Raw genomic sequence first — 13,159 nt, 5'->3', positions numbered from 1 at the left:
GAAGAATGCTTTTGCCGCTTGGTTGATAGCTGGCATCGCGAACGGTACCACTTTATCTTTACCTACTCCACCCGGATCTTTCTCGTTAAATGCTTTCAATACTTCGTAAAGCTCATCATTGGTTGTCGGCAACTTCATGCCCAGCTTATCGACCCAGTCTTTACGAATCTTCATGTGAGCACCGGCATACGTATTCACACGGATCGCTGGAATGGCATAACGCTTGCCTTTGTACATCCCTGCTTGGTCAAGCGCCTTTTTGTTATTCTTAACTAAATCCGGATACTTGGCGAGGTAAGAATCAAGCTCCCATAATCCGCCTTGTTCCGCGAATTTGAAGATCGTATCGATGGAGTAAGTAATGATCACATCAGGTGCTTCACCTGAAGCCATCCAGACATTCAACTTCTCCGACTCCGTCGATCTAGGTAAGCTGACGAATTCTACTTCGAGTCCAATTTTCTTCGTCTCATCTTGTACATACTTGATAATCGGATTATTGGCCAAAGTCTGACCTTCTGGTGCATTGGCGCGATCCCATAAGGATACGCGGATTTTGACCGGTTTCTCCGGTTCTTTGTTTGCTGTTGGCGGCGTGCTTCCACTTGTTCCTGGACTTTTCTCAGAACATGCTGCCAAGAAACCTGAGAGCGTTAATACCATAGCTAAACTTCCGATTACCCCTTTTTTAAAAACTTTTACCATGTACGTATTCCTCCCTTATCTAAGTTGCAGGACATATCTATGTGTGCAATGGGGAAAAGCCCATTCCCTGCCAGAAAATATTGTATCTAAAGCGTTTTCAAAGTAAATATAGATGGTTTTATTGATTAAAACCATCCTATTATTTTGTCATAATGTTAGCTTTTTTGCTATGCTGATTCGCTATTATCCTTTAACAGATCCCAGGAACGAACCTTTTACAAAATATTTTTGCAGAAACGGGTAAACTATTAAGATAGGAACTGTAGCGAATACAATAACCGCTGCCTTCAAGGACTCTGCAACGACATGGAGATTGTCCTGTGTCTGCATGGTCTCAAGTGAGGTGTCCATTTGCGATAGCAACAAGATGTTCCTCAACTTTACTTGCAGGGTGGCTAATTCGGGTTTGTCGATGAATAGCACTGCACCAAAATACGAGTTCCAGTGGCCCACCGCATAAAATAAGCCGATCGTGGCTAGAACCGCTCCCGACAGAGGAAGCACGATGCGTACCAAATATCGGATGTTGCCGCAGCCATCCATAACCGCCGCCTCTCGTAGCTCTTCGGGCATATTCTGGAAGAACGATTTCATAATGATAACATTGAACGCCCCGATCAAACCAGGAATCATGATGGACCATAAGGTGTTCAACATACCTAAGTTCTTAATAAGTAAGTAGCCCGGAATCAAGCCACCGCCGAATAACATCGTAATAATCATGTAATTCATGAAGTACTTGCGGCCCTTCAGGTCTCTTCTGGACAATGGATAGGCGGTTCCAATCGTGAACAGCATATTGAGTGCTGTACCGAATAAGGTAATGTAGACCGTTACCCCTAACGCACGAATAATGTTCTTATCAAATATGACAGACTTCATTGCGTCCAACTGAAACTCTACTGGCCATAAGACGACTTGGCCTGTCTGAATGGCATGACTGCTGCTGAACGCATTAGCTAACGTGTTCAGGAATGGAAAGATGCAGATGAAAGTGAAGAAAATCATTAATGAATAGTTCACAATGTTGAAGCTAACGTCCCAGCCTGTATACTTGCCGAACATGCGGCGCTTAAACTGATTTTTCTGCTCAATGGCAGCCATAGCTGTATTCTCCCTTGCTTATGAATTTTACCACAATCCCTCATTACCCAATTTCTTGGCAAAGTAGTTCGCGCCCAGTACGAGAATCAGGTTAATAACCGATTGCGACATCCCGATCGCTGTCGTTAAGCCGAACAAGCCTTGCTTAATCCCCGCGGCATAGATGTACGTACTTAAAACATCCGATATACCCATGACGACCGGATTCTGCAAGGCGAATGGATGTTCCAATCCAATGGACACCATATGCCCGACATTCAGAATGAGCAAGATCACAACCGTAGGCATAATCCCCGGAATCGTAATATGGACAATCTTCTTCCAGCGACCYGCTCCGTCCATGACCGCCGCCTCGTATAAGGAAGGGTCAATCGTTGTCATCGCCGCCAAGTAAATAATGGTGCCCCATCCGGCTCCCGCCCACACACTGGACAAGGTGTAGACGATAACCCACCATACTTCCTCGATCATGAAGTAAATTTCTTCCATCCCCATCGCTCTCATGATCGAGTTCACGATCCCGTATTTCGGGGATAGCACGTTATAAATAATACCGCCCATGATGATCCAGGACATAAAGTGTGGCAAGTACAGTAAAGATTGAGTGATTCGCTTGAAATATTTGGCCCGGATTTCATTCAGCATCAGTGCTAATATGATCGGTGCAGGGAATCCTACGACCAGTCCCAACACGTTAAGCATCAACGTATTTCGTACGACCCGATAAAAGTCCTGAAGCTCAAGCATATCCTTGAAGTGCTTGAGCCCCACCCAGTCGGATGCGAAGACACCTTTGAAAATATTGTAATCCTTGAAGGCGACTATTAGCCCGAACATCGGGATATAGCTAAAAATCAGAAAGAACACCAGACCTGGAAGTAGCAGCAAATACAAATCATAATTTTTGTACCATTCTTTCTTAAAAGCGCTTGTGGTTCGTTTCTCCGTTGTCATAGCCGGAAGGTTTTGTGTCTGTGCAGCCATACCCTCGCTCCTTTTCTGCAAACTCACGCCTATCTGAAAGCGTTTTCTAATTGTAAGTATACAGGGTTGTAAAAGTAATAAAAATGTAATGAATTTTACATTTTATTAGTTTTCTTGACTTCATCATTTCAACTTCTCCTCTCCAATGATAGAAAAAATGGTCGGAGAACGCTTCAACGGTCCTTAATCATGACTATTTACTCATTATTTCTGTTTATCAATATGACTTCGGTGATCGTAAGGTCCCATACAGCAATAAGCCCCAGACCACCCTGCAGGATGGTCTGGGGCTTATTTTAGAAGAACCTCTGGAGCATATTCGCACTACTCGACTTCATCGACCAGCAGCTCGTACATGCCCTGCAGGCAAATCTCGGCATGTCGCATCATATCCTCGATGAAGACGAATTCATCAGCAGCGTGTACATTCGTGTTCACGCCACCGACAAGTCCTGCTCCGAACGCAACACCGTTGTTCCGCAGCTTGCGGGCGTATGTACCGGCTCCCATGCGCAGCAAGACGGCCTTCTCACCGATCATCTTCTCGTAAGCACGGCTTAACCGGATAATAACCTGATGATCCTCAGGTACGTGAACCGGCAGCAGATGACGAGTCTGTTCTACTTGAAGACCGTATCCTTTGGCTTGCTCGGCAATTACAGAGACAATATTCGCACCATCATGTGTAACAGGATATCGGATGTTACACAATACTTCCATCTTGTGGGCATCGCACGATATCGTACGGAGGAAGACGATTAAGCTGCCCGAGTAATTATCACTGCAAGCGATGCCGAGCGACTGTCCGTCCGTCTGCGAACCGATCTTCTCGTGTAGAAATTGTAATAAAGCATTCATTCCGGTATCCATCTGCAGTTGAAGCAGGCAAGCAATCATATTGGCAATCGCATTCCTTGATCCTGTTGGACTGCCTTCTACGAATTCATTGCTTGCGGTCAGTTCCAATTCCAGCTCCGTCACTTCACAGATGGTCGCCGATATATTAACTTGGCTCTCGACATGAAGGCGAATTCGTTCGACCTGGGTTTCGTTCAGATGGGCGAGGGAGAGTAGCGCCGTACACTTATCAGGTACGAGCGTAAGGGTACTGCCGCCGACAAGCTTAATAATCGGAAGCAACGGCTTGTTGATGCTCTCCTCCTCGCTTCCTAGTCCGGAGAACACCACGTTCATGTTGCCCATCTCAATATTGAAGATCGGATAGCCAGCATCAGGCGCGAATGCCAAGTCTGGCAATGGCTCACGCTCGAAGTAAGCATCCAGATCCTTCATCCCGCTCTCTTCATTCGTGCCGAAGATGAGACGTAGACGACGGTTGCCTACAATGCCGAGATCTTTCAACGTTTTGAGCGCATACAAGGCGACTACGGCCGGACCTTTGTTATCGGAAGCCCCTCTTCCAATAATCTTCCCGTCCTGGATCACACCCCCGAACGGCGGGTACGTCCAGCCTTCACCCTCATGAACCGTATCAAGATGGACCAGTACGGCAGCAAGCTCATCACCTTCACCGTATTCAGCGTGACCAGCATACCCTTCCACATTCTTGGTTTCGAACTCGAATGACTCGGCCATTTCCAGCATATGCCGCAAAGCCTGATCGACTCCGACTCCGAACGGTTTACCTGGCTCAGGGGTGTCCATCACGCTTCTTATCTGCACGAGCTCTGAGATGCCGGCGGCGATTGCATCGCGATGTTTGCGAATTTCATGCCCAATCTTCAAGCGTAACTCCGCCTTTCACACTTCTAACTTATGATCCAGTTACATCCCGTTCAATGCCCGATCCAGATCATCCATAATCGAATCGGCACTCTCCAATCCGACTGAGATACGCATGAGACCGACTGGGATTCCAGCTTGTGCGGACGTCTCCTCGGTGACCCATAATCCAGGAGAATTGATCAAGCTCTCAAAACCGCCCCAGCTCGGACCTTCTTCGAAGTAGTGGAGACTCTTCATCATCTTCATGATCTGCTGCTTATCGCCCTTGGGGATGAAGCTGAGTAAGGCTGAATAACCAGACATCTGCTTACGTCCCAGCTCGTACTGAGGATGGCTAGGCAGACCTGGATAATACACCTTGGCTACTTTGGGGTGATCTTCGAGGAAGGCTGCTACCTTCATCGCGTTGTCCTGGTGCTGCTTCATTCTGACAGGCAATGTGCGCAAGCTGCGAATCAACAGCCAAGACTGGTGCGGGTCCATAACCGCGCCGAACAAGCTCCGCTCATTGTTCATGATCGAATCGAGAACCGTCTTACTGCCTACTATAACCCCACCCAGAATATCACTGTGGCCGCCCAAATACTTGGAAGCAGAATGTACAACAAGATCAATGCCGTACTTCAGCGGATTTTGATACAGCGGCGTTGCCCACGTATTATCAATGATTGTTGCGATGCCGTGCGATTTCGCAAGAGCCGATATCGCCTGCAAATCTTGAAGCGAGAATACGTTGGACAGCGGGCTTTCCAAATAGATCACTTTGGTATTCGGACGAATAGCTTGTTCGATCTCCTCGACGTTATCTCCGGAGACTAGTGTAACTTCTACACCGTACTTCGTCATATACGTTTCCAGAAACGCTTTCGTCGGCACATAGACAGCACGAGGACATATGACATGGCAGTCCTTCTCCAAGTAGTACATCAGCGCGGCACTGATCGCGGCCATCCCGGAGGAGAAGCAGCGAGCTGCCTCTCCTTCCTCAAGCGCCGCAATTTTCCGTTCGGCAATCTCGGTCGTCGGATTCGCAACACGCGTATACGTATAGCCGTGATTGACTGTTTTACGGGTGAACAGCGAGTTTTGGAAAATTGGAGGCACGATCGCCCCAAGGTATCGGTCGTATTCATCGCCCAGATGGGCGCAAATGTCCTCTTTTTTCTTCAACAATTCATCATCCATTTGCTGCAATCCCTTCTTTCTTGTTTTCTTAGTAATAGTATCTTATCGTGTACAAGATCCGTCCCAGGCTCTCCATTTGTGGTCAGCGATTATCCAGTTCTTCGTTTCGAACTGATACGAAGTCATCTTATACGTCGAGAACAATTCCTTCCCATCCAGCTCAATCCGGCTTCCGTTCAGAAATCCGTATTGCACCTCATCCGCCTCATCCGCTACAAAAGCGAAGTCTGCGTCCGTTGCCACACGTCCATAATCAATTCGCCCATCGTTCCATGTATAACGCGGATACTTAGATGGGTCAAGCAGCCCGATGTTCAGATCAAGCTTGTACGTCAGATGGAATACAGATCCGTTCGTATACGTTAGTGCGATCACATCAGCTTGCTCGGATTGCTTGGTGATCGAGACGCGTCCTGTCACACGCTTCGCTTGTTCCGTACGTCGGTGAGGTGTAAGGACCGTAACATAAGCCCGCATCTCCCCTTGATTCAGACCGCTTGATTCCACTTCATAGAGCATGACCGCTTCCCCGTACGCACGCTTGATCGGATCCTGGCCTATACGCTTGCTGCTACCGGGGAACTCGATAGCGAGCGCCCATTCGTTGCGGTTCACATGCGGATTTTGGTCGCCTGGCCCCCGATGAATATGCTTCACACACGTATCGAAGACACCGCCCTCTTGACTCAGAACCATTCCGGTATGCCACAAATTCGCTGTCGTTACAGTCTGAGCAGCTTCCGCCTTCGTCCAGTCGACGATAATGAATACACCGTCTTCCTTCATGTACGTGACGTTGCGGTCCCATGTAATTTTGTTGTTCACATCGAAGACACGAGTACGGCTATACTCCAGCCGGTCGAACTTTTGCATATGAATCTTTTCTGTAATCGCTGGCTTGTAGTAACCATGGTCGTGCAGGAAATCGTATACCCCGCTGTCTGATGGCAGTTCGCCTGCGCGGAAGACTAGACGGTTATGGTAAATATCATTGCGGTATTTGCCGTTCGGGAGCGACTCGCGGTAACCGCCATCATGCAGCAGCACATTGCGATCCTTGACCAGCAAGTTGATGGCATTCTCATCGCTATGCCCATGATGCGTCTTCTCCGCCTTCACGGAGATGGTGTGCCGCAAATAGTTGCGAGGAGTGAACGCATAATTGCCCTCATCCCTATAATTCAACAGCATGTAGGCATCTTCCTCGTTCCAACCATCGCGAAACACGATTTTTTTGCCAACAACGTCCTCCAACAGCTCCTCGGTGCCCCAATCCGGCTTAATCGGTACAACATTATCGTCTGCCCATAAGTAGGCGTAGGTCAATGAAGCCGCTAGTCCGACAGAGATTTGGTCACCTGTGAGGGCCATTCCATATTCGAATACTTTGGAAGCTGCATATTTCATATGCGTGTCTTGGTAAACTGATGCGCCCTTCTCCAAACAAGAGAGCCACAAGTACCAATTGGAACCGAAATGAGAATCCCCGTAATCTGGAATGAAACCTTCCGGGGTAATGATACGCATCAGGTAGTCAAAATAATATTTGGTTTGCGACTTCTGGAAATATGATTTCTCGAAACCGGCATACTTGGCATACTCTTGGCAGGAGATTAGCCATAGGATGAGATACAGCTGTGCATCCTCGATCGACCATTTGCCAATCGACTCTTCGGCCAAATACTTGCACATCTTGTCCCATGTCTTCGTCTCTTCGGTATCGCCTAACGCTTCAATCGCCAGCGACATCGTCCATACACGCAGCATCGAGCGGTTATGCGCCCCCCACTCGGGATAATGCATCATGAAATCGATACTGCTTCTAATCGACTTCTCAATGCGAAGCTTCTCCTCCGGGTTCACGATCCCGCTATCCTTGATGAATAAGTACCCGTACAAGTAATTCTGGCCTTGAAACATGGGCTCGAATGCCGGGACGCCCTTCTCATACTCGGGATATAGCTTCAGATGCTCTTCTGGAACGATGGATAGATAGGTGTCCGCCTCCAGCAGCCATTCCTTGGCTTTCTGCGCATACTCCAGATTACCGGTAACATGGTACATGAAGCCTTCTATTTGCACTTGAACAGCAAGAATGCCCGGTGCGCTATACATACCAAAGAATTGATTCGGATTATAACCTTTTTTCCAATTCTCAATGTGTTCGTAATAGGTTTCACGTCCATACATGACTGCTTTCTCGATATAGGCCAAATATTGAGCTTTGCTCATGCTCTCTCCACCTTTGCTAATTCGTATACTCACTCTATCCAATGATGCGTAGTTCAGCGTACTGCGATCTCCACCCAGACTACGGTGAAGCCAGCCTTCGGCAGCAGGTCGATCACATTGAATCCGCCTTTTGCTACGCCAGTTGGGACCAGGAAGCGGTATACAGCGCCCTCCGGACGCGGCTTCACCATATGATACACTCCGTTGTAAGCGCATTCCACTCCGTTCAACAACAGCCTGCAGTCGGATTCATCCAGTATCTCCCCAGCTTGAACGCCTATGAGCACTTCTGCCGATTCGCCTTCTTCCAACTGTGGCCCCAGATGAATTCGCAATGCAGCATGGGACTGATCTGCACATACGATAGGCAGTGGAAATGCTCTTGGTTCACCAGGCGCCCAAGTATCCGTGTATGTGACAACGTGTCTTCTGGACTTGCCTTTCAGCGTATCCAAGCTACCCGCTTCCCTGATGAGTTGACGGTATTCTTGTATATCATCAATCGTCGTGTCCGAATCCATATAATTGAACAAATAGATGGAATCTGCTCCTCGTGACAGCAACGAGGCTGCTGCACCACGCACCGTCTCCAAGGAGTTCATCTGGCGAAGCGCGGAGGTTGGATAAGCTCTGATGAGCACTTCCAGTCCAGCGGCCAAATGAACACCCGTACCTTCAAGCAGCTGTTTCCATAGCTCGACTGGCATATCGGTTTCGATCGTTGCCCAGAACGGCGTGATGACGAGTGAATCGATCAATCCTTTACGCGCCCAAGTCACAGCATCCATACCAAGTCCTAGTGCCGTATTCGGTCTGGACGGGACACGTGCCGAGAGGCTGATGCGATGACCACGCTTGTCCTCCCAGCGATCCAGCAGAGCACGGACATCTGCCGTGAACTCGGTCAGAATCGCTGCCCCCTCCTGCTCGCTGCCCGGCTTGAAATGATAACCGAACCGCATCCAATCCAGCTCCAAGCCATCGGCGTCGTACCGCTCCATCATCTCCTCGATTAGTGTGAATGCGTTATCCCGCACTTCCTGGCGCCCGTAATCGAACGCCTTATCCGTCCAGTCTGTGAACTTATAGGGCACTCGCCTCAGATCAGGACGTTCCTGCCACAATGTACTGTGCATCGGATGCTGCTCTTCATTGACGCTATGCACATCGTTCATCCGCATGGACAGTCGCGGCGTAATGCCATTCGCCCGACAGCGGGCGATCCATCGTTCATATAGATCGATGCCATCGTGATTCAGCTTCCAAGCAGCATGAATCCACTTGCGCGTCGTTTCCCGCGCGGCAGGGGCGACGGCAGCAAGGAACGGCTGATCGTCGCCGCCCTCAGGGTCGTACCCGCTCCAGAACGATTCCCACACCTTGCTGTCGTAAGCAGCCCTCATCGCGTTCACATTCAATACAAGCTCATCCACTTGCGTGTCCGCATATTGATCCACCCAGGCGTCAACCTCGCTCACGCCCGGGTTCGAATTGCGGCGATTGACGACGTAATGGTTGCAATCCTCATTTAATATTAATCGTTGCATACCCGCTCTCCTCCCTCAGCCTGTCAACCTGCTGATTGTTTCGTGAAAAATCGGTATTGTGCCTCAATCAATCCATAATAAATCCCTTTGTTCACCAGCAGTTCTTCATGAGTGCCCTGTTCCTTGATCAATCCATGATCCAGCACGACGATCTGGTCCGCATTGCGGATCGTACTGAGCCGGTGTGCGATAATGAACGAATTGCGCCCGGCTAGAAGCGTCTTGAGCGCCTCTTGGATCTTAACCTCGGTCTCCGTATCAATACTAGCGGTCGCCTCGTCCAATATAAGAACGCGCGGGTTGGCCAGCAGCGCTCGAGCGAATGAAAGCAGTTGGCGTTCACCCATGGACAGCATCGAGCCACGCTCCTCGACTTCTGTGTGGTAACCGTGCGGCAGCTTGCTAATAAAGTCGTGTGCGTGTACCGCCCGAGCTGCTGCCTCGACCTCTTGGTCTGTCGCTTCCAGGCGGCCGAAGCGGATATTGTCCATAATCGAACCGGAGAAGATGAACGTATCCTGCATGACGATCCCGACCTGTGACCTCAAGCTGTGCAGCGTAATGTCACGTAAGTCGTAACCGTCGATCTTCACCTTCCCGTTCACTGGATCGTAGAACCGGCAGAGCAGATTAACGATCGTGCTCTTGCCAGAACCCGTATGGCCGACGAGTGCGATCGATTGCCCTTCCTTCACTTCGAGCTGAATGCCTCGCAAGGCCGGACGGCCTTCTTCATATTCGAATACGAGCTGCTCGAATTGGATATGGCCTTTGATCGGAGGTAGTGCAGGCGCATTGGGTTTCTCCTTCACTACCGGTTGTTCATCAAGAAATTCAAAGATTCGTTCCGAAGATGCCATTGCCACCAGCAGTTGCGAATACATCGCGCCCAAGCGGTTAATCGGCTCCCAGAAGTTACCGATGTAGCTGGCGAATGCGACGAGCAGTCCGACCGTTATGGCTTCGGTCTCCACGAGATGCGAGCCATACCAGAACAAGATAAAAGTACCGATTGCCGCTGTAATCTCAATTATCGGGCCGAAGCTCATGTTCAACGTCTGTGCCTTATTCCAAGATATACGGTTCACTTCATTCACGGAGCCAAAGAAGCCAATATTGTTCGATTCTTGGCCGAACGCTTGAGTAACCTTGATGCCCTGAATGCTCTCATTCAGGTGCGCATTGATTCTGGATTGACGGGAGCGCACTTCTTGCCATGCTTGTCGAATCCGTCTGCGCAGCGCCTGAGACACTACGAACATCAGTGGCACTGTAATAATGATCGCGATGGCCAACTTGAAGTTCAGTACGAGTAAGATGATGACGATCCCGATCAATTGTACACAGTCAATCATTAAGTTCACGGCTCCGTTGGTGAATAAATCCTGAAGCGCATGGACGTCGTTGGTGACGCGTACGAGCACAGAACCTGCCGGGCGCTTATCGAAAAAGCGGAATGACAGCTGTTGGATGTGCTTGAATAGATCAAAGCGCAGATCATGAATCACCTTCTGCCCAATCACACTTGTATATCGTGTTCGGTAACTGTTCGCGGCCCATTGGATTGCATATAAGACGAACATCGTTGCGACGTATATGACAAGAAGATTGCCGTTGTTGCCGAGCAATGCCCGATCGATCGCCAAACTAATAAGATAAGGAACAGCCAGCTTCGTAAGCGCTCCTACTACCATCATGATCAGAATGATTGGCAGGAGCTGCTTGCTGTAAGGCTTCATGTAAATGGCCAGACGTCTCAGCTGCCCCCAGTCGAACGCCTTCTCCATCACCTCGTCTTCTTTATATATGAAGCGATGTCCCTGAGCTGACTTACTCATGATAGACCAGCCTCCTCTCTGCTTCCTCTGGCTTTTTTGACACAGATCCATCCTTCATTCCGTCAAGACTAACCTCGTGCTGAATCCGATACGTATCTGCATAGCGGCCCCCATTGTCCAGCAACTCGTAATGGGTCCCCCGTTCTATGATTCGACCTTCTTCCAGCACGATGATTTCATCCGCATGCTGTAGAGACGATATCCGGTGCGCGATAATGAAGATCGTGCTGCCTTGCAGAGAACGAATGCCTAGCTGTATATCATGTTCCGTCTCCATATCTACTGCACTGGTAGCGTCATCCAGTATTAGTAGCTTCGGACGCTTGATCAGCGCCCGCGCTATGGCGATCCGCTGCTTCTGTCCACCGGACAAGCCAAGTCCACGCTCGCCTACGACCGTATCATAGCCTTCTGGAAGCTCCATAATGAAATCGTGCGCCATAGCCAGCTTGGCTGCAGCGATCACCTGCTCGTCGGTCGCCTCATACACTCCATAAGCAATATTGTTACGAATCGTTGATGAGAACAGAAATGTATCCTGGAATACGAATGCCATCTCCTTACGCAGAGTAGCCAGCTGTACTTCGCCAATATCGCATCCGTTAATTCGTATGTGCCCTTCGTTAACATTATAGGCTCGCATCAGCAGTTGAATGATGGTCGACTTGCCCGAACCGGTGCCTCCAAGAATCCCGATCACAGTGCCGGGTTTGGCATCAATGTTGATATGCTCTAGCGCAGGCGCCTTCTCATTGTAGGCGAACGTAACGTTAGCGAATTGCACGTGGTGGCCGATGTCGCCAACTTCAGGCAGTGGAATAGCGTCCGCTTTATCCTTGATCTGCACGTAATGCTGAAGCACTTCTACGACACGCTCAGCGGACGCTTTGGTCTGTGTGTAGATGTTAATGTGATACCCGACATGCCACAATGGACCGATGATGTACCAGACAAGACTGAAAAATGCGACCAACTCCCCGATTGACAACGCATCCTGAAGCACCAGGTAACCACCCACACCCAACAAAATAACGACGCTCAAATTCACAGTCCATTCCATCATCGGGATATAATTAGCGACAATGTGAGCCGTATTAATGTTGATGTCTTTATATTTTTCGCTGCGTTTCGAGAACTTCTCCACTTCATAGGGCTCACGGGAAAATGATTTCACCGTACGAACGCCCGAAATATTTTCCTGAGCCGTACTGGTCAGTTCGCTCACCGATGTCCTTACCGCGCGCAAGGCAGGTTCCACTCGGGTCTGGAACTTAACCGCCAGGACAACAAGCATAGGCATTGTTACGAGGACAATTAACGTTAGCTGCCATGAAATCGTGAACATGACCGCGGAACCGAACAAGAGACTTGCGCAGAAGTTGAACATATGACCCAGTTCATAACCCGCAAAATTCCGCAGTGTCTCCAAGTCTCCGGTCAAGCGAGACATGAGGTCGCCCGTCTTCGCCTTGTCATAATAGGAGAAAGAAAGCGCCTGCAATTTCTGATATGCGGCATTGCGAAGATTCAACGCAACACGGTTGCCGGCAACTGAGCCGAAATGTCCGAATGAAAACACGAAAGTGGCTTTCACTACAACAACCGAGATTACTAGCAGCGCTAGCATGAGCACATCATCGTACTGCTTCTTCATGATTACATCGTCGATCAGATAGCGGAGCAGGTTCGGGTACACGAGCCCAAGCGCTGTACTGATCAACAAACAAGAAATAGCCAGAACCATCAGCTTTCTCTCATTCCGATAATACTCTTTCAGCGAACTGAACACATTCATGGTACGCTTCCTCCATTGGCTGA

General features: G+C 49.2%; 9 protein-coding genes. All 9 read right to left on the bottom strand.

Annotated features, from left to right (window positions below; genetic code table 11):
* A partial coding sequence (locus tag AC1DWB_RS16695) for an extracellular solute-binding protein (protein WP_477542207.1) occupies positions 1 to 705 on the bottom strand: 705 nt, incomplete at its 3' end.
* A gap of 183 nt (positions 706 to 888) precedes the next feature.
* Positions 889 to 1,809 (bottom strand): carbohydrate ABC transporter permease, encoded by a 921-nt coding sequence (locus AC1DWB_RS16690; protein ID WP_477542206.1) that lies wholly within the window; start codon positions 1,807 to 1,809, stop codon positions 889 to 891.
* A 27-nt stretch (positions 1,810 to 1,836) separates the two neighbouring features.
* Positions 1,837 to 2,793 (bottom strand): ABC transporter permease, encoded by a 957-nt coding sequence (locus AC1DWB_RS16685; RefSeq protein WP_477542205.1) that lies wholly within the window; start codon positions 2,791 to 2,793, stop codon positions 1,837 to 1,839.
* A 324-nt stretch (positions 2,794 to 3,117) separates the two neighbouring features.
* On the bottom strand, positions 3,118 to 4,539 hold the full coding sequence (locus AC1DWB_RS16680; RefSeq protein ID WP_477542204.1) for a Sapep family Mn(2+)-dependent dipeptidase: 1,422 nt from the start codon (positions 4,537 to 4,539) through the stop codon (positions 3,118 to 3,120).
* A gap of 39 nt (positions 4,540 to 4,578) precedes the next feature.
* On the bottom strand, positions 4,579 to 5,724 hold the full coding sequence (locus AC1DWB_RS16675) for a trans-sulfuration enzyme family protein (RefSeq protein ID WP_477542203.1): 1,146 nt from the start codon (positions 5,722 to 5,724) through the stop codon (positions 4,579 to 4,581).
* A gap of 42 nt (positions 5,725 to 5,766) precedes the next feature.
* Positions 5,767 to 7,956: a hypothetical protein gene (locus tag AC1DWB_RS16670; RefSeq protein ID WP_477542202.1), complete on the bottom strand. Its 2,190-nt coding sequence runs from the start codon at positions 7,954 to 7,956 to the stop codon at positions 5,767 to 5,769.
* 53 nt (positions 7,957 to 8,009) lie between these two features.
* Positions 8,010 to 9,503: a hypothetical protein gene (locus tag AC1DWB_RS16665; RefSeq protein WP_477542201.1), complete on the bottom strand. Its 1,494-nt coding sequence runs from the start codon at positions 9,501 to 9,503 to the stop codon at positions 8,010 to 8,012.
* A gap of 23 nt (positions 9,504 to 9,526) precedes the next feature.
* On the bottom strand, positions 9,527 to 11,341 hold the full coding sequence (locus tag AC1DWB_RS16660) for an ABC transporter ATP-binding protein (protein ID WP_477542200.1): 1,815 nt from the start codon (positions 11,339 to 11,341) through the stop codon (positions 9,527 to 9,529).
* A complete protein-coding gene (locus AC1DWB_RS16655) occupies positions 11,334 to 13,136 on the bottom strand; it encodes an ABC transporter ATP-binding protein (protein ID WP_477542199.1) in 1,803 nt (600 codons plus the stop codon). Before AC1DWB_RS16655 ends, AC1DWB_RS16660 begins: the two co-directional genes overlap by 8 nt.
* Positions 13,137 to 13,159 lie beyond the last annotated feature (23 nt).

Source organism: Paenibacillus sp. P4_E11, assembly GCF_056401635.1.
Note: the sequence above shows the minus strand (reverse complement) of the source record. Positions and strands in the feature narration are given on the sequence as shown.

Excerpts from the sequence above, each read along its gene's own strand:
- AC1DWB_RS16670 (WP_477542202.1), bottom strand. The coding sequence starts at position 7,956 with ATGAGCAAAGCTCAATATTTGGCCTATATCGAGAAAGCAGTCATGTAT.
- AC1DWB_RS16675 (WP_477542203.1), bottom strand. The coding sequence starts at position 5,724 with ATGGATGATGAATTGTTGAAGAAAAAAGAGGACATTTGCGCCCATCTG.
- AC1DWB_RS16690 (WP_477542206.1), bottom strand. The coding sequence starts at position 1,809 with ATGGCTGCCATTGAGCAGAAAAATCAGTTTAAGCGCCGCATGTTCGGC.
- AC1DWB_RS16660 (WP_477542200.1), bottom strand. The coding sequence starts at position 11,341 with ATGAGTAAGTCAGCTCAGGGACATCGCTTCATATATAAAGAAGACGAG.
- AC1DWB_RS16655 (WP_477542199.1), bottom strand. The coding sequence starts at position 13,136 with ATGAATGTGTTCAGTTCGCTGAAAGAGTATTATCGGAATGAGAGAAAG.
- AC1DWB_RS16665 (WP_477542201.1), bottom strand. The coding sequence starts at position 9,503 with ATGCAACGATTAATATTAAATGAGGATTGCAACCATTACGTCGTCAAT.